This window comes from Aminobacter sp. SR38 (assembly GCF_014843375.1).
GTDB classification, from domain to species: Bacteria; Pseudomonadota; Alphaproteobacteria; order Rhizobiales; family Rhizobiaceae; genus Aminobacter; species Aminobacter ciceronei.
The window spans coordinates 1,411,025-1,435,272 of the sequence record NZ_CP062112.1 but is presented as its reverse complement, the minus strand read 5'-3'; the positions used below and the strand labels follow the sequence as shown (position 1 = coordinate 1,435,272).

The 24,248-nt window shown below is 63.5% G+C and carries 26 protein-coding genes; 19 read left to right on the top strand and 7 right to left on the bottom strand.

Features of this window, described 5'->3' with window-relative positions; translation table 11 throughout:
* Positions 1-6: 6 nt before the first annotated feature.
* Positions 7-2,106 (bottom strand): S9 family peptidase, encoded by a 2,100-nt coding sequence (locus IG197_RS07075; RefSeq protein WP_192317926.1) that lies wholly within the window; start codon positions 2,104-2,106, stop codon positions 7-9.
* Positions 2,107-2,231: 125 nt separating this feature from the next.
* Between IG197_RS07075 and IG197_RS07070 the strand changes: the two genes are divergently transcribed.
* The 9 genes from IG197_RS07070 to IG197_RS07030 all read left to right on the top strand — a co-directional run bounded on the left by IG197_RS07070 (position 2,232) and on the right by IG197_RS07030 (position 9,291).
* Positions 2,232-2,594, top strand: coding sequence for an SH3 domain-containing protein (locus tag IG197_RS07070; protein ID WP_067966909.1), 363 nt, complete (start codon positions 2,232-2,234; stop codon positions 2,592-2,594).
* 154 nt (positions 2,595-2,748) lie between these two features.
* Entirely contained in the window at positions 2,749-5,067 is a 2,319-nt protein-coding gene (locus tag IG197_RS07065) for a putative monovalent cation/H+ antiporter subunit A (protein WP_256441265.1), read from the top strand.
* Position 5,068: 1 nt separating this feature from the next.
* Positions 5,069-5,488, top strand: a complete 420-nt coding sequence (locus tag IG197_RS07060) for a Na+/H+ antiporter subunit B (protein ID WP_192317922.1) — start codon at positions 5,069-5,071, stop codon at positions 5,486-5,488.
* Positions 5,488-5,865, top strand: a complete 378-nt coding sequence (locus IG197_RS07055) for a Na+/H+ antiporter subunit C (RefSeq protein ID WP_067964363.1) — start codon at positions 5,488-5,490, stop codon at positions 5,863-5,865. The genes IG197_RS07060 and IG197_RS07055 overlap by 1 nt, the downstream gene beginning before the upstream one ends.
* A gap of 4 nt (positions 5,866-5,869) precedes the next feature.
* The gene (locus tag IG197_RS07050; protein WP_192317920.1) at positions 5,870-7,444 is read left to right on the top strand and encodes a Na+/H+ antiporter subunit D; all 1,575 of its coding nucleotides are present in this window, start codon (positions 5,870-5,872) and stop codon (positions 7,442-7,444) included.
* Positions 7,441-7,914 (top strand): Na+/H+ antiporter subunit E, encoded by a 474-nt coding sequence (locus tag IG197_RS07045; RefSeq protein ID WP_067964359.1) that lies wholly within the window; start codon positions 7,441-7,443, stop codon positions 7,912-7,914. Before IG197_RS07050 ends, IG197_RS07045 begins: the two co-directional genes overlap by 4 nt.
* Entirely contained in the window at positions 7,914-8,228 is a 315-nt protein-coding gene (locus IG197_RS07040; RefSeq protein WP_246765425.1) for a cation:proton antiporter, read from the top strand. Before IG197_RS07045 ends, IG197_RS07040 begins: the two co-directional genes overlap by 1 nt.
* The gene (gene mnhG, locus IG197_RS07035; protein WP_154384983.1) at positions 8,225-8,599 is read left to right on the top strand and encodes a monovalent cation/H(+) antiporter subunit G; all 375 of its coding nucleotides are present in this window, start codon (positions 8,225-8,227) and stop codon (positions 8,597-8,599) included. The genes IG197_RS07040 and mnhG overlap by 4 nt, the downstream gene beginning before the upstream one ends.
* A 266-nt stretch (positions 8,600-8,865) precedes the next feature.
* On the top strand, positions 8,866-9,291 hold the full coding sequence (locus IG197_RS07030; protein ID WP_067964353.1) for a MucR family transcriptional regulator: 426 nt from the start codon (positions 8,866-8,868) through the stop codon (positions 9,289-9,291).
* A gap of 327 nt (positions 9,292-9,618) precedes the next feature.
* Here IG197_RS07030 and IG197_RS07025 read toward each other — a convergent pair whose 3' ends face one another.
* Entirely contained in the window at positions 9,619-10,047 is a 429-nt protein-coding gene (locus IG197_RS07025; RefSeq protein ID WP_192317916.1) for a SufE family protein, read from the bottom strand.
* A gap of 212 nt (positions 10,048-10,259) precedes the next feature.
* Positions 10,260-10,661: a DUF5330 domain-containing protein gene (locus IG197_RS07020; RefSeq protein ID WP_192317914.1), complete on the bottom strand. Its 402-nt coding sequence runs from the start codon at positions 10,659-10,661 to the stop codon at positions 10,260-10,262.
* A gap of 452 nt (positions 10,662-11,113) precedes the next feature.
* Between IG197_RS07020 and IG197_RS07015 the strand changes: the two genes are divergently transcribed.
* The 3 genes from IG197_RS07015 (at position 11,114) to IG197_RS07005 (ending at position 14,089) form a co-directional block, all read left to right on the top strand.
* Positions 11,114-12,889 carry a HAMP domain-containing sensor histidine kinase gene (locus IG197_RS07015; RefSeq protein ID WP_246765330.1) on the top strand — a complete coding sequence of 592 codons (1,776 nt, stop codon included), beginning with the start codon at positions 11,114-11,116 and terminating at the stop codon, positions 12,887-12,889.
* Positions 12,864-13,658, top strand: coding sequence for a peptidoglycan-binding protein (locus IG197_RS07010; protein ID WP_192317912.1), 795 nt, complete (start codon positions 12,864-12,866; stop codon positions 13,656-13,658). Before IG197_RS07015 ends, IG197_RS07010 begins: the two co-directional genes overlap by 26 nt.
* 83 nt (positions 13,659-13,741) lie before the next feature.
* Positions 13,742-14,089: a DUF1491 family protein gene (locus IG197_RS07005; protein ID WP_067964346.1), complete on the top strand. Its 348-nt coding sequence runs from the start codon at positions 13,742-13,744 to the stop codon at positions 14,087-14,089.
* Here the strand turns inward: IG197_RS07005 and IG197_RS07000 are convergent.
* On the bottom strand, positions 14,076-15,083 hold the full coding sequence (locus IG197_RS07000) for a DUF2336 domain-containing protein (protein ID WP_182575521.1): 1,008 nt from the start codon (positions 15,081-15,083) through the stop codon (positions 14,076-14,078). The genes IG197_RS07005 and IG197_RS07000 overlap by 14 nt on opposite strands.
* A 393-nt stretch (positions 15,084-15,476) precedes the next feature.
* Here IG197_RS07000 and IG197_RS06995 point away from each other — a divergent pair, with 393 nt between their 5' ends.
* Complete coding sequence (locus IG197_RS06995; RefSeq protein WP_067964341.1) at positions 15,477-15,665, top strand: hypothetical protein; 189 nt, start codon at positions 15,477-15,479, stop codon at positions 15,663-15,665.
* 60 nt (positions 15,666-15,725) lie between these two features.
* Here the strand turns inward: IG197_RS06995 and IG197_RS06990 are convergent, their stop codons facing one another.
* The 3 genes from IG197_RS06990 to IG197_RS06980 all read right to left on the bottom strand — a co-directional run bounded on the left by IG197_RS06990 (position 15,726) and on the right by IG197_RS06980 (position 19,114).
* Entirely contained in the window at positions 15,726-16,268 is a 543-nt protein-coding gene (locus IG197_RS06990; protein ID WP_067964339.1) for a DUF1254 domain-containing protein, read from the bottom strand.
* On the bottom strand, positions 16,261-16,845 hold the full coding sequence (locus IG197_RS06985) for a DUF1214 domain-containing protein (RefSeq protein ID WP_192317910.1): 585 nt from the start codon (positions 16,843-16,845) through the stop codon (positions 16,261-16,263). Before IG197_RS06985 ends, IG197_RS06990 begins: the two co-directional genes overlap by 8 nt.
* 115 nt (positions 16,846-16,960) lie before the next feature.
* On the bottom strand, positions 16,961-19,114 hold the full coding sequence (locus IG197_RS06980) for a transglycosylase domain-containing protein (protein WP_192317909.1): 2,154 nt from the start codon (positions 19,112-19,114) through the stop codon (positions 16,961-16,963).
* A gap of 445 nt (positions 19,115-19,559) precedes the next feature.
* On the opposite strand from IG197_RS06980, the gene IG197_RS06970 reads away from it, so the two are divergent.
* The 6 genes from IG197_RS06970 to ccmE all read left to right on the top strand — a co-directional run bounded on the left by IG197_RS06970 (position 19,560) and on the right by ccmE (position 24,240).
* Positions 19,560-19,856, top strand: a complete 297-nt coding sequence (locus IG197_RS06970; protein ID WP_067964334.1) for a hypothetical protein — start codon at positions 19,560-19,562, stop codon at positions 19,854-19,856.
* 66 nt (positions 19,857-19,922) lie between these two features.
* On the top strand, positions 19,923-20,588 hold the full coding sequence (locus IG197_RS06965) for a response regulator transcription factor (RefSeq protein WP_067964332.1): 666 nt from the start codon (positions 19,923-19,925) through the stop codon (positions 20,586-20,588).
* A 22-nt stretch (positions 20,589-20,610) separates the two neighbouring features.
* A complete protein-coding gene (locus IG197_RS06960; RefSeq protein WP_192319625.1) occupies positions 20,611-22,011 on the top strand; it encodes an ATP-binding protein in 1,401 nt (466 codons plus the stop codon).
* A 105-nt stretch (positions 22,012-22,116) separates the two neighbouring features.
* Positions 22,117-22,560, top strand: coding sequence for a hypothetical protein (locus IG197_RS06955; protein WP_182575516.1), 444 nt, complete (start codon positions 22,117-22,119; stop codon positions 22,558-22,560).
* Positions 22,561-22,659: 99 nt separating this feature from the next.
* On the top strand, positions 22,660-23,796 hold the full coding sequence (gene ccmI / locus IG197_RS06950) for a c-type cytochrome biogenesis protein CcmI (RefSeq protein ID WP_192317907.1): 1,137 nt from the start codon (positions 22,660-22,662) through the stop codon (positions 23,794-23,796).
* A 3-nt stretch (positions 23,797-23,799) separates the two neighbouring features.
* Positions 23,800-24,240: a cytochrome c maturation protein CcmE gene (ccmE, locus tag IG197_RS06945; protein WP_067964325.1), complete on the top strand. Its 441-nt coding sequence runs from the start codon at positions 23,800-23,802 to the stop codon at positions 24,238-24,240.
* Positions 24,241-24,248 lie beyond the last annotated feature (8 nt).

Here is a 24,248-nt window from a genome sequence, read left to right as displayed (position 1 = left end):
GCGATGTCAGGCGCGCCCGGCCACCTTCAGAGCGAAAGCGTAGTTGAAGGCGACTTCCTCGAGCCTGGAGAAGCGGCCGGAGGCGCCGGCATGGCCCGAATCCATGTTGATCTTGAACAGCACCGGGCTGTTGCCCGACTTGCGTTCGCGCAGCCGTGCCGCCCATTTGGCCGGCTCCCAATAGGTGACGCGCGGATCGGTCAGGCCGGCCACCGCCAGGATCGGCGGATAGTCGACCTCAGCGACATTGTCGTAGGGCGAGTAGGCGGCGATGGTCTTGTAGTCCGCTTCCGAGGCGATCGGATTGCCCCATTCGGGCCATTCCGGCGGCGTCAGCGGCAAGGTGTCGTCGAGCATGGTGGTCAGCACGTCGACGAAGGGCACTTCGGCGATGATGCCGGCAAAGGCCTCGGGCGCCATGTTGGCCACCGCTCCCATCAGCATGCCGCCGGCCGAGCCGCCTTGCGCGACGATGCGCTCATGCGCGGTGTAGCGCTCGGCGACGAGATGGTGGGCTGAGGCGATGAAGTCGGTGAAGGTGTTGACCTTGGTCGCGCGCTTGCCGTCCTCGTACCAGGCATAACCCTTGTCCTTGCCGCCGCGGATATGGGCGATGGCATAGACGAAGCCGCGGTCGACCAGCGACAGACAGTTGGTGTTGAACGAAGCCGGAATGGTCATGCCGTAGGAGCCGTAGCCATAGAGCAGGCAGGGTGCTGTTCCGTCGAGTGGCGTGTCGCGGTGATGGATCAGCGAGATCGGCACCAGTTCGCCATCCGGCGCCGGAGCCATCAGGCGGCGCGTGACATAGTCCTCGATGTTGTGGCCCGACGGCACTTCCTGCGTCTTGAGCAGGGTTCGTTCGCGTGTCCGCATGTTGTAGTCGAACAGCTGCGACGGGGTGGTCATCGACGAATAGGAAAAGCGCATGGTGTCGGTGTCATATTCGTAGGAACCCGACAGCCCGAGCGAGAACGCCTCTTCGGGGAAGGAGATCAGGTGCTCGGCACCCGTGGCGCGCTCATGGACGACGATGCGGGGCAGGCCCTCCTTGCGCTCGAGGCGGACCATGAAGTCCTTGAAGCCGACCACCGACAGGATGAGGCGGCCAGGTTCATGGGCGACCAGCTCCTTCCAGTTGCTTCGCGCCGGATCGCTGACCGGCGCCGTCATGATCTTGAAGTCCTTGGCGCCATCGGCGTTGGTCAGCACGAAGAAGATGTCGCCGCCTTCTTCGAGGTCGTATTGCAGGCCGATCTCGCGCGCTGCCACAAGTTTTGGCGCCGCCAGCGGATCAGTCGCCGGAAACAGGCGGTACTCCGATGTCTCATGGTCGCTGATGGAGATCATGATCCATTCGTTGGAGCGCGTGCCGCCGACATTCATGAAGAAGCCGGGGTCGGTTTCCTCATAGACCAGCCGGTCCGCTGCGGCGTCCGTGCCGAGCCCATGGTAGAACACCTTTGACGGCCGGTGGTTGGGATCGAGGCGGGTGTAGAAGAAGCCGGTATTGGCCGCGTCCCATGTGCCCGAACCGCCGGTGTCGCCGACCACGTCGTCAAGTTCCGCGCCGCTGCCGATGTCGCGCACGCGCAGCGTGTAGAATTCCGACCCCTTGTCGTCGAAGGCCCAGATCAGGCGCTTGTGGTCCGACGAGTGGTCGATGCCGCCGAGGCGGAAATAGGCGTGGCCGTCGGCTTCCTTGTCGCCGTCGAGGATGATCTCTTCCGGACCGCCTTCGCTCGGAATGCGGAAGTAGCGCGGCTGCTCGCCGCCCTTCTTGAACGAGGAGCCATAAGCGAAAGGGCCATCCTTCATCGGCACCGAGGAATCGTCTTCCTTGATGCGGCCCTTCATCTCGGCAAACAGCGCCTTCCTGAGCTCGGCAGTATCGGTCATCAGTTCGGCCTGATAGGTGTTTTCCGCCTCGAGATGGCTGCGGATATCGGCATCGAGCACGCTCGGGTCGCGGAACACCTCCTGCCAGTTGTCGGCGCGCAGCCAGGCGTATTCGTCGACGCGCGTGATGCCGTGGCGCGTGTCGGAGACGAGGCGCTTGTCGGTCACGGGCGCGGCGATGTCGGCGAAAATCTTGGGTCGGGTCATTAGGTCTCGCGTGGGTGCTGAATCTTGAATGCCGAATGAACACGTCGATCAGGGCGGGTTCAAGGGCGGAGTTGCAGTGTGGCGGCAACGTATATGTGACCGGCCATGCCGAAGGAGAAGACCAGATGTTCAAGAAGACAGCCGCAGCAGTTGCCATTGCCTCGACAGTCGCCGTTTTCGCGGCCGAATCCCATGCCGCTGCCTTTTCCGCCTGGGAAGTTGCCAGGGTGCCGTGGGGCGATACGCTCAACATCCGCAAGTTCCCGTCGAACGGCTCGCAGAAGCAGGCGGCCTATCCCAACGGCAAGGTGCTGCAGATGACCGGACGTTGCACCGGCGGGGTCGATCTGCGCGACATCAGCCGTCTGCCCGTGTGGAAGCAGGAGCAGCGGGTCCGCTACAGCTGGTGCCAGGTCTGGCATGACCCCGCACAGAACGGCAACTACGTCACCGGCTGGGTCTATGGTCGCTACATCACCCCGTACTGACGCGTTTCCAGGCGATATTGCCGCAGCTGCCGCAACGGCGGAAAGCGGTTGTCGTTGACAAGGTCCGATTGCGCTTGCCCCTTGGCTGCCCGACGTCTATGCCCTCAGGTCAACAACGTGAGACACAAAGAGGGCCCGTCCGCTGACCTTCCTGATACTCATGCTGCCGTTTGCGGGAGCGTTGCTTGCACCTGCGCTCGTTCGCGTGATGAAACACAATGCCGGCTGGCTGCTGGCCGCCATTCCACTGGTCGTTTTTCTGCATCTTGCCGGCATGCTCGATGCGGTCAGCAAAGGCAGTTCGATTTCTGGTGGATTTGACTGGGCTCCGAGCCTCGGTCTTCGCTTTTCCTGGTTTCTCGATGGCCTGTCGCTGACCTTTGCCCTGCTGATATCAGGCATCGGCACGCTGATCGTGATTTATGCCGGCGGCTATCTCAAAGGGCACCCGCATCAGGGCCGCTTTTTCTCGTTCATCCTGCTGTTCATGGGGGCGATGCTGGGACTTGTCGTCTCGGATTCGTTCCTGATGCTGTTCGTCTACTGGGAGCTGACGTCGATCACGTCGTTCCTTTTGATCGGCTTCGACCACGGGCGGGAAGCTTCGCGGCGCGCGGCACTGCAGGCGCTGCTGGTCACCGGCATTGGCGGGCTTTCCCTGTTGGCAGGTCTGCTGGTCATCGCCCAGGCAACCGGCATGAGCGAGCTCTCGTCGCTGCTCGGCTCCGGCGACGCCTTGCGCAACAGCCCGCTCTACCTTGCTGCCCTGTTGCTCGTGTTGGGCGGCGCTTTCACCAAATCGGCGCAGTTTCCGTTCCATTTCTGGCTGCCCAACGCCATGGAAGCGCCGACGCCCGTCTCGGCCTACCTGCATTCGGCGACCATGGTGAAAGCAGGCGTCTATCTGCTGATGCGCCTCAATCCCGTGATGGGCGACACTGCGGCTTGGGAGACGATCCTGCCAGTGTTCGGCGGCGCGACACTTGCGATTGGCACGTTGCTCGCTGTCAGGCAGACCGATCTCAAGCTGATGCTCGCCTACACCACGGTCGCCTCTCTCGGACTGCTGGTGATGCTGACAGGCCTTGGTTCCGACAAGGCGATCGAGGCGGCGGCGCTTTATCTGATCGCCCATTCGATGTTCAAGGGCGCGCTGTTCATGGTCGCCGGCCTGATCGACCATGAGGCGGGTACGCGCGACATCACCTGCCTGCGCGGCCTGCGCAAGGCCATGCCGATCACCTTCGCGGCAGCGATGCTTGCAGCACTCTCGATGGGCGGGCTGCCGCTGTTCTCAGGCTTTCTGGCCAAGGAACAGATTTATTATGCACTTGGTTCGCCGGAGGGCTGGCAGGCCGTGCTTCTGATTGTTGCCGTGACTGGCAATGCGCTGATGTTTGCCATCGGCTTTGCGGTCGCGCTTCGGCCTTTCATCGGCGACGCCGTCAAGACGCCCAAGGCAGCACATGAAGGGCCGGTGTCGTTGTGGCTCGGGCCGGTTGTCCTTGGCGCGACCGGCCTTGTCTCTGCGGTCGCCTCACCGATCACGCATCGGTTCCTCTCGTCGCCCGCGGCGAGCGCCGTTGCCGGCAGCCCCATCGAGGTCACCATCTCGACGATCCCGCACATCGGCGTGCCGCTGTTGCTGTCCGGCCTGACGGTCGCGCTGGGCATCGCCGTCTATGTCAGGCTCGACAGCTTGCGCGGCGCGACGGCTGGCGTTCTCCAGGCGATCGGCTGGGGCCCGGACCGTGGCTTCGACCAGGTGCTGCGCGGCCTCTTGCGGCTCGCGACAGGTCTGACGCGCATCATCCACAACGGCCGCCTCGACATCTACATGACTGTTACCTTCGTCGCGGTGGCGGCAGCGCTGCTGCTGCCGATGGTGCTGTTCGGCGAGCTGCCCTCGATGCCTGATGTGCCGGCATTGCGCTTCTATGAATGGGGCGTTCTGGCCATCGCCGTGATCGGCATCGCTGCCGTGGTCAAGGCGCGCAGCCGGCTGACGGCCATCGTTTCGCTCGGCATCCAGGGTTTTGCCGTCGCCTTGCTCTACATGCTGTTCGGCGCGCCAGACCTGTCCTTCACCCAGTTCATGGTCGAGACGCTGTCGGTGGTGATCCTGGCGCTGGTCATGACGCGGCTCAGGCTTGCGCCGACCGACCGCCGCCCGCATGCGCAGAAGCTTCTGGACATGGCAATTGCCGCAGCTTGCGGTACGGCCTTCGCGCTGCTTCTGCTCAAGGTGACGCAACTGCCGTTCGACGACCGGTTGTCGCAGTTCTTCAACACCTACGCCAAGACCATCGCACATGGCCGCAATGTGGTGAACGTCATCATCGTCGATTTCCGCGGCCTCGACACGCTGGGCGAAATCGCCGTGGTGATGGTGACGGGCCTCGCCATCCTTGCGCTGATACGCATCCGCTCGAAAAAGGCGGACGTTCATGCCCCGGTCAGGAAGGAGGCGTAACATGCAGACGCTGATTTTCCGCACCGCCGCCCCCTACCTCACCGGCCTGATGCTGATGTTTTCGGTGTTCGTCTTGTTGCGCGGCCACAATGAGCCGGGCGGCGGTTTCACCGGCGGCCTGATCGCGGCATCCGCCTTCGCCATCCACGGCATCGCCTTTGGCGTGCCGGCGGTGCGCCGGGCACTTTACTTCCACCCCATGTCGATATCAGGCTTTGGGCTGATTGCCGCCGCTGCGGCCGGTCTGCCGTCGCTTCTGTTCGGCGTGCCGTTCCTGACCGGGCTGTGGACGTCGCCCGCCTTCTTCGGGATGTCTATCGACCTGTCGACGGTCATCGTCTTCGACATCGGCGTCTATCTGGTCGTGGTCGGCTCGTTCACCTCGATCGCGCTGGCGCTCGAAGACAGGGAGCACGACTGATGGAAGCCGTGTTCGCCATCCTCGTCGGCCTGTTCTTCGCTGCCGGCATCTATCTGATGCTGTCGCGGCACATCATCCGCATCCTGCTCGGCGTTGTGCTGTTCGGCAACGCGGTCAATCTTCTGATCTTCACCAATGGCCGCATCATCCGCGAGGTGCCGCCGATCATCGCGGAAGGTCTCGACGTGCCGGCGGGCGCCGTGGCCAATCCGTTGCCGCAGGCGCTGATCCTGACGGCAATCGTCATCTCGTTCTGCTTCTTCTGCTTCCTGCTGGTACTTGCCTATCGCGCCTATCAGGAGATCGGTACCGACGACACCGACAGCATGCGTGTCGCCGAGCCCGTGGACGACGGCTTGCCGCCGATGGGGTACTGAGACCATGGCCGTGCAAGGTGAGATCGTCGACAAGGCCGCTGCGATGGTTGCCGGGCCGATTGCATCAGTCGATTGGCTGGTCATTGCCTCGGTCGTACTGCCGATCATTGGGGGGGGCGTGCTTCTGTTGATCCGGCACAGCATTCGCTGGCATGCGGCGCTGGCGCTGGTTGTGCTCGTGGTCATGGTCGGCGCCAATGGCCTGCTGCTGCAGCGCGTGCTGGCAACAGGCCCGGTGTCGATGACGATGGGAAGCTGGCTGCCGCCATTCGGCATCTCCTTTACCGCTGACGTGCTGGGGGCTGCATTTTCGCTGACGGCTTCGCTCGTCGCATTCGTCTGCTGCGCCTATTCGCTGCGCGACATCGACGCGACCGGCAGGCGCTACGGCTTCTATCCGTTCCTGATGCTGATGATGGCCGGCGTCAGCGGCGCCTTCCTGACCGGGGATATATTCAACCTCTATGTCTGGTTCGAGGTCTTCCTGATCTCGTCCTTCGGATTGCTGATCCTGGGGTCCGACAAGGCGCAGATCGACGGCGCCACCAAATATGCGATCCTGAACCTGGTCGGCACGACCTTGTTCCTGATCGCGACCGGCTATCTCTATGGCACGTTCGGCACGCTGAACATGGCCGACCTTGCCACACGCGCAGGCCAGATCGGCACGGCTGCGCCGCTGATGACGCTCGCCACGCTCTATCTGCTCGCTTTCGGCATGAAGGCGGCGGCCTTTCCGCTCAATTTCTGGCTGCCGGCGTCCTATCACACGCCGCCCGTCATCACCGGCGCGCTGTTTGGCGGTCTTTTGACCAAGGTCGGCATCTACGCATTGTTGCGGACGCTGGTGATGATCTTCGCCGCCGAACGGCTGGTGCTGGCCGGTCTCATCGGCTGGGTGGCGGTGGCGACCATGCTTATCGGCGCGCTTGGCGCCCTGGCGCAATCCGACATCCGCAGGATCGCCGGCTTCCTGGTCATCTCGGGCGTCGGGATCATGCTTGCCGGCATCGCGCTGGGCAGCAATGGCGGGCTGTCGGGCGCGATCTTCTACGCACTGCATTCGATGCTGGCGCTGTCGGCGCTGTACTTGCTCGGCGGGCTGATGCGCCAGCGCGGCGGCAGTTTTTCGCTGCACAGCCTGTCAGGGCTCTATGGCGCAAGTCCATTTCTCGCCGCGCTCGCCTTCATCATCTCGCTTGCGGTAGCCGGCCTGCCTCCCGGCTCGGGACTGTGGCCGAAGGTGATGCTGGTGCGGGCGTCGCTCGACAGCGGCGCCTGGCAGATTGCGGCCGCCATCCTGGTGAGCGGCTTCCTGGCGACCGTAGCCCTTGGCCGTGTGTTCATCCTCGCTTTCTGGCGCGAGGCTCCAGGTGACAAAGCTTCAAGTGACAAGACAGCGGCCGCTGGTCCGATGTCGGCGTCGGGTTGCTCAGCCCTTGTCGTTCTTGTTGCGGCGATGCTCGCGATGGGCGTCCTGCCGGAGCCCTTCATTCGGCTCTCGACGGCGGCGGCCAGCGGACTGCTCGACGCTTCGGCCTATGTACAGGCAGTCTTCCCGGCGGGGAGTGGATCATGATCCCTTTCCGCAACGAATTGATACTGGCGCTTGTCTGGGTCGCTGTCTCGGGAAGCTACTCGATCCCCAATCTGGTCTTTGGTTTTGCCGTCGGATGGGTGGTCCTGTTCCTGGTGCGCGACCAGATCCAGGCCACCAGGGCCGTCATCCGCCCGGTGGCGCTTCTTCTGCTGATTGCCTTGTTCATCAAGGAACTTTTCCTCTCGGCCTTCAGGGTTGCAAAGTTGGTGCTGTCGCCACGCATGGACATCAAACCCGGCATCTTCGCCTATCCTTTGAAGGTCGACCGGGATTTCGAGATCACCTTGCTCGCAAATCTGATCACGCTCACGCCCGGCACCTTGTCAGTCGACGTTTCCGATGACCGGCGCACGCTGTTTATTCATGGGATGGACTGTTCCGACCTGGACCAGGCGCGGCGCGACATCGCCCAAGGCTTCGAGCGCAGAATACTGGAGGCATTCAGATGATGTCTGGAACTGCTTTCCTCAACATCAGCGCGATCTTTGCGTTGGGCGTTCTCACCATCTCGTTTCTGCTGGTGGTGGTGCGCGTCGTGAAGGGGCCGTCCTTGCCGGACCGGATTCTGGCGCTCGACATGCTTGTTGCCGTTGCTATCGGATTTATTGCCGTTCTTGGCGTGCGTTCGGGCTTCACACTGTATGTCGATGTCGCCATCGCGCTTGGTCTTGTCGGCTTCCTGGCGACGGTTGCCTTCGCACGTTTCGTGATGAGCGGCGGCATCGATGCGAAGAAAGAAGAAGCCGAAGAGGACAGGCTATGATCGACGGAGCAGCCGATTACCTGGCCGGAGGTCTCATCATCGTCGGGGCGTTGTTTGCGCTGGTCGCATCTGTCGGGTTGTTGCGGTTGCCTGATCTTTATACGCGCATGCACGCGGCATCGAAGGCCGGCACGGTGGGATCTTGTCTGATGCTGATCGCGCTTGCTGCGCACATCGGCGAACCGGCAACCGCATTGCGGGCGCTGGCTGGGGTCGTGTTCTTCCTGCTGACAGCGCCGATCTCGGCCCATCTGCTTGCCAAGGCGGCATATTCGGCCGGTTATCGCATGTGGGAGGGGGCAGTGAGCGACGATTTGGCTGAAACGGCCGCCGTGGCAAAGAAGAACGGCCCCTCTGGCACTGAAGGTTGATAATGACCTTTCGGGACAACTTTCAGCGTTGTCAAAAATCATCTCATTTGAAGGCGTCAGCGTATCAAAAAGGTTCATTTGTTAGAGAAGTGATGAAATCATTGTTGTTGTAGTTCACAAAGAATAGTGAATTGACTTGTTCTGGAGACGGGCTCATTAAAGTGATGGAGTGCGAGTCGCAGAGGCAATCTACGATACAAGAACGCACCGCATCCCGATCGGAATATCGGGCAAAAAAACATCCAGTCACATTGGGGCCTAAGCATATGGATACTTCCGAAACGCCTGCAACCAACAATGACACGCTGATCGAGTTGACCGCCGATGTGGTGGCTGCCTATGTCAGCAACAATCCAGTTCCGGTGGGAGAACTTCCGGGCCTGATCGCAGATGTCCACGCAGCTCTCGGCCGCGTTGGCAATGTCACCGAGACGCCGCCAGCCGACAAGCAGAAGCCGGCCGTCAATCCCAAGCGCTCGGTGCATGACGACTACATCATCTGCCTTGAAGATGGTAAGAAGTTCAAATCGTTGAAGCGTCACCTGATGACGCACTACAACATGACCCCAGATCAGTATCGCGAGAAGTGGGGCCTTGACGCCGCCTATCCCATGGTGGCGCCCAACTATGCGGCTGCGCGTTCGCAGCTCGCCAAGAAGATGGGCCTCGGCCGCAAGCGCAAGGGCAAGTAACGCCCTTCGAAAGAGTTTCAGCTTGCGGCGCCCACGGGCGCCGCATTGCGTTTTGGCCTGGGATGGTGCGGCACAGCGACAACTGGTCCGGCTGGCCAGGAAAGACGCTCGTCAGCCGGTCGCGCACCTGCCTGAGGGCGATGCGGCGATCGAGATCATCGCTCCGGTGGCGATCCTCTGGGGCTCTCGCGTTCGATTGCCTGCTCGGCCGATGCGGTGCTCGCCGCACGACAATGCGTCGACGTCACCGCAAGGTGCTGCCGAGCTGAAAAGCTGCTGCCCAGCATCAAGGGACGGAGGCGCCCGAGATGCGGCTGAGACGGAGGCTCAGGCGATCTGGTGGAGCGCTGCCTCGGCATCACGCTTGATGCGCTTGACCATCGAACGCAGGCCGTTTGCGCGCTGGGGCGACAGATGCTCGTTGAGGCCAAGCTCCTTCAGCGTCGCCTCGGCGTCGATGGCCGTGATCTCGCTGGCGCGATGGCCTGAAAAGAGCGCAAGCATGATGGCAACCAGGCCGCGCACGATATGGGCGTCGGAAGTACCTTGGAAATGGATGACCGGGTCGGTCCCGTCGCCAAGATGGGTCACCAGCCAGACCTGGCTGACGCAGCCTTGCACCTTGTTGCTGTCGGTCTGGGCGCTTGCCGGAAAGGGCGGCAGCGCTTCACCCAATTCGATGACATAGCGATAGCGGTCCTCCCATTCCTCGAGGAATGAGAAGTCGTCGCGAATGGTGTCGATCGAAGCCGTCATGATGAGTTGGATATAGTCGCAGCATCGCTGCCCGTCACGAAAAAAGCCCGTCACGAACAAAGAAAGACACCGCAGGCGCCAGAGGCGGGCGACCTGCGGTGGGGCCTGGCGCCTTGAGCTTGCAGCCGGGCTGGCTGAGCCGAAGCGCTGAACCGAAAGGGATTGGCTGCCCGAACGCCTGCTCCGTTCGCGGCAATGCCTTGTGTCGGAAATCAGTTGGCCGGAGCCGCGGGCCTCGGGGTCGGCACGGCGGCAGCCTCGGCCGGCACGATGCCAGCTTCCGGGCCAGCTTCCAGGCCAGCCTCTGGAGCAGCCTCGGGAACGCTTCCGGTCTGCGTTGCCGTGTCGGGCTGGCCGAACTGCTCATCGAGCGCCTGATAGGCGATGCGGGCGCTTTCACGGGCCCTGACACCGATGGTCTGCATCGCGGCCTTGCCCGTCTCGCAGACGTCAGGCTTGCGCTCGCAGATGCCGGCGAGGTCGCCGACGGCTTCGCGGGCGGCAAAGATCGCCTGCAGCGGGCTCACGCTGTTCTCGCCATTCGGCCCGGTGCCGAGCGGCAGAACAAGAAGGACGAGCGAGAACCAGAATGCGGTCCTGATGAGAAAGCCCATGGTGTGCCTCTTACTGTGTTGCGGGCCTGTTTGTTTTTTGTCGACCCACATCTTGTTGAGCCGACAATGACATGGAGGAACAAAGGAGCGATTGCTGCAAATGGTGGCATTTTGCGCAGGCTTTTCACCAAAGTTTAACGGACTGGCTCGGCTTGCGCAGGTGGTTTCGCAGGCAATGTCTCACGGTTTCCGTAAGCAATTGATTTAAATTGAAAAACCGCGGGCAAATGCGGTCAGGACAGATTCGCAGGCGCCAAGTCGGCAAATAACCCCCTGTTTACCATGGCGATAACTGTTCTCGAATGTCGGCGCTGTGATCCCGATATTCGCCGCGTAGCCGGGTTTCGGTCGGCCAGCCTTATCCCTTCATTAAAGGCTCGGTGCGAGTTTGGGACAACTACAGAAGAGCCGCAAAGCGAGCCACGGAAGAGTGCGTAGCGTTGAGTTTTGTCATGACCAGATACGGTGAGTTTTCCGGCGCGATGGCCGGCGGCTGCGACCGGCTGGTCCATCCGTCAGCAGATGGCATCGAGCGTTCGCGCCAGCGGCGCCTCGTCGGCTTGCTGCTGGCGGCGCCTTTCCTGGTTGCCGGCGCGGGTGTGTTCCTGGTCTCTGCCAATCTCGGCGCAGCCTCGACCTTTGCCGTCATTTTCGCGGCCTTCAGCCTGAGCTGGCTTGCTGCATTGCTGATTGCTGCGACCGGCAAGACCGGACAGATCGGCGCGACATCTCTTGTTGTCGCAACGACTGCGATCGCTGCGATCGTTGCCGCGGCGGGCGGACTGACGTCGCCGGCGACATTGCTTGTCGCGGCACTCCCGCTCGAGGCGCTGTGGGTCTGGCGGACGCGCAAGGCGGCAAAGCTCGGCACTGTGGCGGCCGCCGTCGCGCTGCTGTCCCAGGCTGCTCTCGGTTCCATGCCTTTTGCAGATGGCGCAGCCGTCTCGGCCTGGCAGTGGCTTCTGCCGGTTGCCTGGCTTGCCACATTTGCCGTTCGTGCCGGTGCTTTCCTCGATCGCCGCGTCGAACAGCAAGACGCGCCCGCTGGTTCGCTCGAAACGATCCTCAAGGCGGTCGTGCTGCGCATTGCCCATAATGGCGACGTGACCGACGTCTCCGAGCAGGCTCGGACCATGCTCAGGCTGCAGCCGGAGCTGCTGTTGGGAACGGCGCTTTTCGACCGCATCCATGTTGCCGATCGTGTCGGCTATCTCTGCGCGCTGGCTGACATGCGCGACGGTGCGCAACTGCGCGAGGTTGAATTGCGCCTGCGCCTGCCCAGGCAGAATGAGGGCGACGCCGGTGACAATTTCCGGCCGTTCGCGCTCGAGCTGATGAAAGCCGACGGCCAGGCCTTCGTTGCCGTCGTCCGCAACAACGACACGGTTGCCGAACTGCGCGATCAGCTGGCCACCGCAGCTGACGCGGTCAAGAGCGCCGAACTGGCCAAGAGCAATTTCCTGGCCGCCGTCAGCCACGAGCTGCGGACGCCGCTGAATGCGATCATCGGCTTCTCCGACATGCTGCTGCACGAGATGTTCGGTGGCTTCAAGGAGCCGCGCCAGAAGGAATATGTCGGTATCGTCCGCGATTCCGGCCAGCACCTGCTCGACGTGGTGAACTCGATCCTCGACGTCACCAAGATCGAATCGGGCTGCTATGCGATCACGCCTGAGCCGTTCAGGTTCCGCGATGCTGTCGACATGTGCGCCTCCATGCTGGCGCGGCAGGCGCAGGCCAAGTCGCTCGACCTGGCGGTCGAGGTGGCGGCCGGAACGGGGGAACTGAAGGCTGACCGGCGCGCCGTGCAGCAGATGCTGATCAACCTCGTCTCCAATGCGGTCAAGTTCACGCCCGATGGCGGCAGGGTCGAGATCGGCGCCAAGCGTCTCGGTTCGCGCCTGCACTTCTGGGTTTCGGACACGGGCATCGGCATTGCGCAGGACGACCTGTCGCGGCTGGGCACGCCGTTCACGCAGATCCAGAACGACTATACCCGCCGCTTCGAAGGCACCGGCCTCGGACTGTCGCTGGTCAAGGGACTGGTTGCCCTGCACGACGGCACGATGTCGATCGAGAGCGCGCCGGACGAAGGAACGACCGTCACCATCAGCCTGCCCATCGAGGGCCCCGCCTACCGGCCCGAGCCTGCGCGGGGCGAGTTGATGAAGCTTCCTGCCGGCAGGAACAAGGAGATGCGCAGTGGCCCGCTCCGCAAAGCAAGCTAAACGGCAGGTCATTGAGGAACGTAGCCCGCTGCAGGACGGCGTCCTGGCGCTCGGCGGGCTGATTGCCCGCAACCCGGTCCTGGTGGGCGGATCGACGGCGTTCATGGTGGCGCTGTTTTATGTCTCGGCGAATGCGCTCTGGTATCAGCCCTATGCGCACAAGGGCGCCTTCTTCTCGACCCGCGAAGCGGTCGAGTTTCCCGACATGAACCAGAACGCGCCCGAGACGACGATCAAGATCGAACGTCCCGAGGAGGCTGCGGAGGCCGTGCGCCCGCAGGGCGATCCGCGCATCGAACGGGTGCAGGGTATTCTCAAGGACCTTGCGTTCTACGACGGCAACGTCGACGGGTTGAACGGTCCGGCAACGCGCGGCGCCATCCAGGCCTACCAGAAGAAGGTCGGCATGGCGGCATCAGGCGAAATCGACGCGCAGCTGCTCGAGCAACTGGGCGCGGCCGACACCACCGCAGGCATAGCCCCGCGACCGACACCACGTGCACAGGTGATGCCTGCAGCGGCACAAAGGGCAACACAGGCTGCGACGCCGGCACGTGCCGAGCCTGCCGCAGATACCAGCGCGCGGATCATGAAGATCCAGGCCGGGCTGAAGGCTTTCGGCAATGACGGCATCGAGATCGACGGCGTCCCCGGGGCACGGACGAAGTCCGCAATCCGTGAATTCCAGGCTCTGTTCGGGCTGCCGGAAACGGGCGAGCCCGACCCTGGCGTCTATGTCAAGATGCGCGAGATCGGCCTGACCAACTGAAGCAGGGCAGCATTGGCTCGGATTGGCCTGTGCGCGCCGAGCCGCTATAGAGGCTTCGTCGAAACTGCGATCGGGCCGGTCCTATGCGTCTCACCACTGACTTCTGGGTGTCGGCCCTGCTGCGTCGCGTCTTCGGCGAAGGCGGGTTTGGCGCGATCCTCAACCGTGGCGCGCTGGAAGCCGGTGCCGTCTTCATCCTCACCCGTGATCGTTTCGGCCGCTCGAACCTCTACGGCCCGGCACCGCAGACCAGCTACGACATGGCCCGACCCGGCGAACGCCAGTTCAGCCTGCTTGAAAGCGATGATGACGGCACGGCGATCGAAAAGCGGCTCGAACGCGAGCGGCGTTTCGACCCCGACATTTGGGTGGTCGAGATCGAGCCCGGCAAGACCGGGATCGTCGACCTCGTTGCGATTACGACGCCTTGAGCCGGTCGCCCTTGGGCGTAGAGGACTTGACCCTCGTCTGCAGGCGCTCGGCATTGCTGCGGATGCGGGCACCGACCGACGCGGCCTTCCAGTCGCGAACACGGTCGAGTGCCACGTCGCGATGCAGGGCGCGATAGCGCTCCAGGAACAGCCTGACCGATTCCGCATGGGCGAACTGGCCGGGCAGGATGGCGGCGGCGAGCAGGAATGCCTGCTCTTCGGCGAGGTCGAGCGCCTTGAGCGCGTCGATGAGCTGGGAATAGCCAGACTTCTCGGTGATCGAGCGAGCGGCGAGAAGGTCGATTTCCAGCGCGTCGGCAAGCGCTGTCTGGAAGAAGCTGTCGTTGCCCGTCAGCGCCGTCGTCTTGAGCCTGTCGTAGGCCGGCGCGCGCTCTTCATCCGGCATTGCCTGGCGGGGCGTGGCCGGCGTCATCATCGCGCGCAGCTTGCGGCGGACATTCTCGGCAAGCTCACCGGGGACGGGGCCATTGGACATGTCGGGTGCAGCGATCGCTTCGGCGGCTTGCGACGCGTTGGCGGCCGTCTCCTGCTGTCTGGTCACTTCGGGATACACCAGGCGTGGGCGCTCGAGCACCCGGATCAGGTCGGCAATGGTCTTGTGCAGGTTCGGGCGGCGGGCGATCGCGCGCGCATGCGGCAGGCCGTGACGGCCGATCAGCGCGATCAGCGTGACGTCGGACAGAACAGGTGACCGCACGAGCAGCGGTGCTGCGATGTCGACGGGTTCGTCGCAGAGTTTGCGGACTAGGCCGAACGGCGCGTATTCGCTTTCCGAAAGGGCTGCGGCGACAAACCGGCGGGCTTCCACCGACACCTTGTCGAACAGCGGCAGGGTCAGGTCTTCCAGTTGGGCGATCTCGCGGCGCGAAGGCCGGGGCAGGGCGCAGAAGGCTGAGACTGCTGCTCGGAACAGCCGCTCTGGCTTACCGGTTTCGCGTCCGATGGCAATTTGCCTGAAGTCCGATGCTGACACGAACGGGTACGCCTGACAAAAACTCGACACTGCCCTGGATCGTCTGACGCCCACGCGCCATGGCTTCCTAAGGTGAACATAAACTTAGCGAGGATTTGTTAGCGCACTGTTAACTCTGGCGTTAAGGAATCCGTTTGTTACCAATTGGTTACGCGGATTTTCCAGCGAAACCGGGCAAAGCGGGCCGCACCAGGCCCGTGTCATCGGCAATGCTGCTGCTTTCACGCGCGTCTAACGGCGATCGGATATCAAGGGGGTGCCAAGGGCGCAGGCGAGAACCAGGAATTGAATCAAATCCTTGGCAGTAACGGTCTGTTAACCTCTCTGCTGGCCTTATCGAAGCGGAGGCGTTGCGTGCTTACTCCGGTCGAACCGAGAGGGAAATCGCGAACCATGGGCAGTGTTGTGTCATTCATGCCGCGTCAGGCGGCCATCCGCCGGTCTCCCCGGACAGCGGAAACTTCGGCATCCATCATCATCTTTCCAGGCGTGCGCTACGAGCGGACCAAGGGCCCGGCTTCGGGTGCCGGTGAGTTGCGCAACGATGCGCCCCGCCGCAACGATCCGGTGCCGCGTCACTGAAGGCAACGGAGCGGAGCATCCGCAAGGCTGGGCATTGCACGCCCGGCTTGCTGCGCACCCTTACTGGATGTCGCAGTTGATGCCGTCGAGGAAGCGCGACACCGTCGGCTTCCAGCTGTCGTCGGGAACGAAGACGCGAACGACGACGATGCCTTCATCGATGGGCGTTTCGACGAAAATCGATTTCTCGAACTCGGTTGGCAGCTCCTTGCGCAGGTCGATCATCTGTGCCGGTGTCAGCACAACGAAATCGAGGGTGCCGTCGGTCGCGGTGCGGTCGTTGAAGCTGTAGATGTTCTGCCCGCTGCGGTCGTAGACCGAGACCGACCAGTAGGGGACCTTGCCGGCATTGTCGATGCGGACGACACCTTCGTCGAGATCGAAGCGGCAGGCGGCCTCGAAGAAGGACGGATCGAGCGCCTTCACCACCGGCGTGCCGCCGATCTCCTGGTCGAGACGGACGACCTTGTTGGGGCCGGCGACCATGGCAAGGCGCGACCAGGCATCGCGCTCGGAGAAGCTCGGCACCAGAAGCAGGATGACGATGTGGGCGATGCCGGCGCCGATCAGGCCGATCGCCAGGGCATGAAGCAGCCTACGCATTGCACTGGACTCTGACGATGCGCGGCATCTCGATGCCGGAGAGGCCGGTGCTGCTGGCAATGGGCGTGTCGTAGAAGGTCAGCACCAGGTTCATCGCGCCGACACCTGTGACCGAGAGCCAGTTGCCTGGTTCGGGCCGCGTGCCGACCGCGACGCGGATCGAGTTGTCGGGCTGGCGCAGCACTTCCAGCGAATGCAGCGTGGCATCGCGGCGTATCCCCGATTTGAGCGCGATATGCGCCCTGTCGGTCGCATAGAGCGTCCAGAATCGGGCGACCGGCAGCGACCCTTCGATGCGGTAGTTGCATTCGCTCTTCAGGGTAACGCCTGCGGAGTCGCGGTCGGCGACAAAGCTGAGGCCCTCGGCGCGGCCCAGCGCCAGAACGCCGTCGCGGGCGACACGCGCTTTCGAATAGGGGTCGGCTTCCGGGGTGCCGATGTCGGGAAAGGCGGTCCAGGGGCCGACTGACACGGCGCCGATACCCTCCTGCGAGTTCAGCACCATGCCGACACTGGCAGCGCCGCCGCCGACAGCGATGGCGAGGGCGAGGGCGATCAGGATCGATTGTTTCAGCATGAGCCGCCGCAGGATGGAGTTGGCGGAGGAATATCCTGCACTTTGACAGGAAGGCAAGCGGGCAGCGGCTGCAACCGGTGGGCGAACATGTGCTGGCCTGATCCTTGCCCCGATGTCACAGCGCCGACAGCGTTTCGGGTTCGGTCGGTGCAACGATCGCAGGCGCCTTGTGGAAGACGTCGGCGATGTCGCGCAGCGCACGGGTGGTCGTGCTGGACAGGACGGGAGGACGGTCGGAGGTATCGACGGCCTGCTGCGGCCCGTTCTTGGCGGCTTCCTCGGCCTTGGCGATGGCCGCCGGATCGACATAGGGATCCTTGATGCCGGGGATCGGCTTGAGGTCGATGTTCTGGTGGGCGTAGGCCATGAAGCGCTGCCAGACCATGGCAGGAAGCGAGCCGCCGGTCATGTTGTTGGTGGTCGAGAAGTCGTCATTGCCCAGCCAGACGGCGGCTGTGTAGTTGCCGGTGTAGCCGATGTACCAGGCGTCGCGGTAGGATTGGGTGGTTCCCGTCTTGCCGGCGGAGCGGATGTTGGACAGCGCCGCCTTGCGCGCCGTGCCGACCTCGGGGATCTGCACCATGATCGAGTTCATCGAGGCGACCGCCTGCTCGGACAGCACGCGGTGCGGCGGCGGCGCATCCTTGCTGTAGTCGTAGATGAGCTGGCCGGAATGGGTGACGAGCTGGGTGATGCCGTGGCGGGTGCCGACGATGCCGTTCTGCGCCAGCACGCTGTAGCCGGTCGCCTGATCCATGACGGTCAGGCCCGAGGTGCCGAGCACCATCGTCTTGTGCGAGCTGACAGGAGATTCGACGCCCATCGACTCGGCCATCGCCTTGATCGGCGGGATCGACAGATGGTCCTTGGCAAGGCGTACCGGCACGGTGTTGATCGACTTGATCAGCGCGGTCGACAGCGTCATGCGCCCGGAATATCCGCGGGTGTAGTTCTTCGGCGACCAGGCACCCCAGCTGATCGGGCCATCCGAAATGACCGATTCCGGCGTGAAGCCGTTTTCCATGGCGGTGGCATAGACATAGGGCTTGAACGACGAGCCGGTCTGGCGCTGCGCCCTGGTGGCGCGGTTGAACTGGCTGGCACCATAGTCACGCCCGCCGACGATGGCGCGCACCGCACCATTGGTCTCGATGACGACGACCGCACCTTCGGTGACGTGATACTCCTTGCCGAACTGGCGAAGGTGAAATTCGACCGACTCTTCCGCCGCCTTCTGGATGTTCATGTCGATGGTGGTGCGGGCGACCAGCGAGTGGATGCCTGATTTCGCCGCGATCTTCTTGACCTCGTCGAAGGCCCAGTCGAGGAAATAGTCGGGGCTCTTGCGGTCGCCGCGGTCGACGATGTCGGCCGGATGCAGCCGTGCCGACAGCACCTGGCCTTCGGTCATGAAGCCTGCCTGCACCAGGTTGCCGAGCACGACATTGGCGCGGGCGCGGGCGGCGGGAAGGTTGATGTGGGGCGCGTATTTGGTCGGCGCCTTGAACAGGCCGGCAAGCATCGCCGCCTCGGCGAGGTTGAGGTCCTTGACCTGCTTGCCGAAGTAGAAGTCGGCCGCAGCTGCAATGCCGAAGGTGCCGCCGCCCATATAGGCGCGGTCGAGATAGAGCTGCAGGATCTCTTTCTTGGACAGGTTCGATTCGAGCCAGATCGACAGGAAGGCTTCCTTGACCTTGCGCTCGACGGTGCGTTCGTTGGTCAGGAACAGGTTCTTGGCCAGCTGCTGGGTCAGGCTCGAACCGCCCTGGACGACCGAATTGGCGCGGACGTTTTCCGACATGGCCCTGACAAGGCCGAGAAAGTCGATGCCGTAATGCTCGAAGAAGCGCCGGTCCTCGGTCGCCAGCACCGCCTTGATGACATGGTCCGGCATCTCGTCGACCGGCACCGAGTCGCGCTGGATGATGCCGCGCTGGCCGATCTCGTTGCCGTAGCGGTCGAGGAAGGTGACGGCGAAGTCGTCCTGGTTGCGCCAGTTGCCGGTGGTTTCCTGGAAGGCCGGCATGGCCAGCGCCAGCATCACCACCGAGCCGCCTGCGGCCATGGTGAAGGATTCGCTCAGGACCTCGATGACGCCGCGGCGCCAGCCTTTGACGCGGAAGCGGCGGAAGAAGATGGTGGCATTTTCCCAGAACTGCTGCGCCCGGAAGCGGAGTTCATAGAGCGACGAGTCGAGCCAGGCGTCGAATGCCAGCAGACCCGCCGAGATGCGGCCTCGTTTCTTGCGCGGTGGGATGGGATTTTCCATTCGAGACGAGCCCGGCACGTGACTGCAGCTTACACCAAAACGCTTTTGCTGGCGAATTCAGGGCGCGCGTCCCTCGGCCCAGCTTCGACTTGTCCCCGATTTTTGTTGCCGCGACAAGAGCAAGTTGAACACAGTCCAGCGATTAGCAGGCAAGCTGCTTTACCCCTGAGATCATGAACATATTGAACCCGAACCCCCGAAATCTGCGATCCGGGCCGCCGCCATGACCATGCCGATCGGGGCAGGCTTTTTGGCGGTGTCGAAGATGCGGCGATGACCGATACCCTGATGCGGGTGATCCCTGGGCATCCGGCGCCGGTTGCGATCTTCGCCCGGATGTCGGCAAAGAGCGGATCGGCGAGAATGAGCAGACTTGCATATGCGCGTGTTTGCATGAATTCATTGTTCATTCCACGTTCAGCACTGGCGTATTAGAAATCCTGCCATGAAAACGCTTCGCTCCATATTCCGGCCTGCCATGACTGCGGTCTGCGCGCTTGGCCTGTTTGCCACCTCGGCGGCAGCGGCGCCGATGCCGTCGGCGGAAGGTGGCGAATATCTCGTGGCTGCCGCGGATTGCTACTCGATCGGCCAGCAAGTGGCCGACGAGCATGGCGGCACCCTGGCGCGGGCGTCCGAATCCAACCAGGGCGGCCAGTCGGTCTGCGTCATCGTGGTGCTGGTTCCGGCCAAGGACGGCCAGCGTCCGCGTCGCGTCGAGGTCGTGGTGCCGGCCAACTAGTCTGGATTTCCCGCAACTCCGGAATCGCCTATATCTCCATCATCTTTTCACTGGTCGCAAAACCGCATGCGCATACTCGTCGTCGAAGATGACAAGGACCTGAACCGCCAGATCTCCGAGGCGCTGACCGATGCCGGCTACGTCGTCGACAAGGCCTTTGACGGCGAGGAGGGGCATTTCCTCGGCGACACCGAACCTTATGACGCCATCGTGCTCGATATCGGCCTGCCGCAGATGGACGGCATCAGCGTCGTCGAGCGCTGGCGCCGCGAGGGCCGCAAGATGCCGGTGCTGATGCTGACGGCGCGCGACCGCTGGAGCGACAAGGTTGCCGGCATCGACGCTGGCGCCGACGATTACGTCACCAAGCCGTTCCATATCGAGGAAGTGTTGGCGCGGGTGAGGGCGCTGATCCGCCGCGCCGCCGGCCATGCTTCGTCCGAACTGTCCTGCGGGCCGCTCCGGCTCGACACCAAGGCCTCCAAGGCCGACGTCAACGGCGTGCCGCTCAAGCTGACCTCGCATGAGTTCCGGCTGCTTGCCTATCTGATGCACCATATGGGCGAAGTCGTGTCGCGCACCGAGCTTGTCGAGCATCTCTACGACCAGGATTTCGACAGGGATTCCAACACGATCGAGGTGTTTGTCGGGCGTCTTCGCAAGAAGATGGGCATAGACATGATCGAAACCGTCCGCGGTATGGGCTACCGCATGCGCGAGCCGGAGGCGTAAGGCGGAAAAGCTGGCCAAACGACTGGGGCGCTGGAAGCGTTACGCGCTCGGGCTCGGACCGCGTTCCCTCGCGTTTCGCGTCATCGCGTTCTCGACCGTCTGGGCGATCCTCGCCTTTGCCCTGATCTTCACCGTCATCAGCTCGCTCTACCGCCAGACCAGCGAGCGTGGTTTCGACAGCCTGTTGTCGGCGCATCTGTTCAATCTCATTGGCTCTGTCGGCGTTTCTGACAGCGGCACGCTGACCGGCGGCCCCGATCTCGGCGATCTCAGGTTCTCCGAGCCTGAATCGGGCTGGTACTGGTCTGTCGAGCCGGTGTCCAAGGGCCTCGTCGGCCAGCTCAGGTCGTCGTCGATGACCGAGCCGGTCACATCGCCTGACGTCGCCGACGTGCCGTTCAACGCCGAGTTCCAGCGCCATTATCGCGTCGCCGGCATCGTCGGCGAGGAACTCGAGGTCTTCGAGACCGAGTTCGTGCTCGATGCGCAGAACCGCATCGCGCGGTTCCGCGTCATGGGCAACCGCTCCGAGCTCGAAGCCGAGATCAGCGGCTTCGAATGGCGCCTGTTCACCTATCTCTCGCTGTTCGGCCTCGGCATGATCGCGATCAACGCCATCGCCATCCTGCTCGGCCTGCAGCCGCTGGCGCGCGTGCGCAACGCGCTGGCCATGGTGCGCGAAGGCACGGCGCAGCGCCTGACCGGGCGGTTTCCCGCCGAGATCCAGCCGCTCGCCAACGAAACCAATGCGCTGATCGAAAACAACCGCCGCATCGTCGAGCGCTCACGGACCCAGGTCGGCAACCTGGCGCATTCGCTGAAGACACCTCTGGCGGTGATGCTGAACGAGGGGCGCGCCTTGGGCGGGCCCAAGGGGCAGCTTTTCGCCGATCACGCTGCAGCCATGCAGAAGCAGATCGACCATTATCTCCAGCGCGCCCGGGTGGCCGCACAGCGCGAAAGCGTTGTCTACCGCACGCCGGTGGCGCCTTTGCTCCAGCGCATGGTGCGGGTGATGGAGAAGCTCTCGCGGGGGACGGCGTTTTCGCTGAACTTGCCGGCGACCGAGGTGGTGTTCGCCGGCGAACGCGAAGATCTCGAGGAGGTCGTCGGCAATCTGCTCGAAAACGCGATGAAATGGGCGCACAGTGCGGTCAGGATTTCAGTCGAAGCGGCCGAGCCGGTGAATGAGGAGCCGCCACGGTTTTCGATCCTGATCGAGGACGACGGTCCGGGCATTCCGGAGGACAAGGCGCGCGAGGCGTTGCAGCGGGGCAAGCGCCTCGACGAGACCAAGCCGGGTACCGGCCTCGGGCTGGCGATCGTCGCCGATCTGGTCAAGGAATATGGCGGCACGCTTCGGCTCGAGCGCTCGACGATGGGCGGATTGAAGGCCGTCGTCGAGTTGCGCGGCGTCCAGTAGGGAATAGCAGGAGAAATGGCTGGCCGAATCGGCCCCATTTCGGCCAAAGATGCAATCTAACGCGGCGCCAAGCCCTTGTAAGCGGACGCAAATTCGGGACCGGTGATGAGCAGGACACTTCAGGTAGCACTGGTTGCGGGATTGCTTGCCGGCTCAGGCTGCACGACCACCAGCTTGAGCAGCGGTGGCGGCGTGGTGCCGGCGCTTGGCGGCGGTGACGATGGCTCGAGCGGCAAGGTTGCCACGCGCATCATCAATGCCATGGATGGCGGCCTCATCGGCGGCACGATCGGCAATGGCCTGAACGGCGACGACCGGCGCAAGGCGCTGGAAGCCGAATACCGCGCGCTGGAATATGGCCAGGGTGGACAGGCGGTCGCCTGGAAGGGCGGCGATCGTTCCGGCGAAGTCGTGGCCGCGCAGCCCTATCGCGTCGGCTCTCAGGACTGCCGCCAGTATTCGCAGACCGTGTTCACCACCGGCACGCCGTTGATCGCGCGCGGCACGGCCTGCCGCAATGCTGATGGAAGCTGGACGCCGCTGACCTAAGTCTTCACGTGTTGTTGCTTTGGCAGGGGCGTTCGAACCGTCAATAAGCCGCAGCACGGAGATGTTGGCAGCTTGGAGGCTGCTGGCTATTTAGGTGACATGCTGTTCTGGATCATAGCCGCTGTTCTGACGCTTGGTGCAAGCCTTGCGGTCTTGTTGCCGCTGACGCGGCAGACCAGGGCCAGGGACGATGCCAGCCATGACCTCGAAGTCTATCGCGACCAGCTTGGCGAGGTCGACAGGGATGCGGCGCGCGGGTTGATTGCCGCCGCGGATGCCGAACAGGCCCGCGCCGAGATCGCGCGCCGGATCATCAGGCTGGATGCCGAAAATGCGCGCGAGCCAAAGAAGGCATCGCAGCTTGGGCCTCGTCTCGTCGGCATGATCGCCGTGCTGGCCGTGCCGCTGCTGAGCTGGGGCGTCTACACCGCGATCGGCTCGCCCACCGTTCCTTCCCAGCCATTGAGTGCGCGCCTGTCGCAGAAACCGGCGGACAGCTCGGTCGACGAGCTGATTGCCCGCGCCGAGGCGCATCTGGTGGCCAATCCGTCCGACGGCCGCGGCTGGGACGTGCTCGCCCCTGTCTATCTCAGGATCGGGCGCGCCAACGACGCCGTCACCGCCTATCGCAACGCCATCCGCATCCTCGGGTCGACCACTGCGCGCCAGGCCGGCCTCGGCGAGGCGATTGCCGCCTCCGCGGGCGGCATCGTCACGTCGGACGCGCGTCTCGCCTTCGAGGCCGCGCTCAAGCTCGAGCCCGCCGATGCCAAGGCGCGCTATTTCCTGGCGCTGGCGCTCGCCCAGGAGGGCAAGATTTCAGACGCCGCCGCTGCCTGGCGGCTGCTGGCCGCAAGCCTGCCCGCCGACTCGCCGTGGCGTGCGGCAACCGAGCAGGCGATAGCCCAGGCGGAGGTGCGTACCGCACCGGTCAAGGAGGCCGCCGGCGCGCCTGCACCGAGCCAGGACGACATCGACGCCGCCGCATCCATGTCGTCGGGCGATCGCACGGCGATGATCGAGGGCATGGTGGCGACGCTGGACGAAAAGCTGCGCCAGAACCCGCGCGATCCGGAAGGCTGGGTCCGGCTGGTGCGTTCATACCAGGTGCTCGGCAAGACCGATCTGGCGCAGGATGCGCTCGGCCGCGCCTATGCGGCGCTGGGCCGCGACAGCGAGGACGGCCGCAAGCTGACCGAACTTGCAGGCTCGCTTGGCCTTGATGTCACGGAGTAGACGATGACGCGCAAGCAAAAACGGCTTTCGGTGATCGCGGGCGCGCTGGCCTTCCTGGGCGCCGCCACCGCGCTGACCTTCTACGCGCTTGGCCAGAAGGCGTCCTATTTCTACATGCCCGCCGACCTGCAGACGGCGACCCTGCAGCCCGGCCAGCGCATTCGCCTCGGCGGCCTTGTCGAGAACGGCAGCATCCTGCGCGGGCAGGGCACCCAGGTCGAGTTCGGCGTCACCGATTCCGAAAAGACGGTGAAGGTGCGCTACACAGGCATCCTGCCCGACCTCTTCCGCGAGGGGCAGGGCGTGATCACCGAAGGCAGCTTTGGCCCCGACGGCGAGTTCATCGCCGACAGCGTGCTGGCCAAGCACGACGAGAACTACATGCCCAAGGAAGTCGCCGACAGCCTGAAGGCAAAGGGTGTATGGCAGGAAACGACGCAATGAATGGCGGG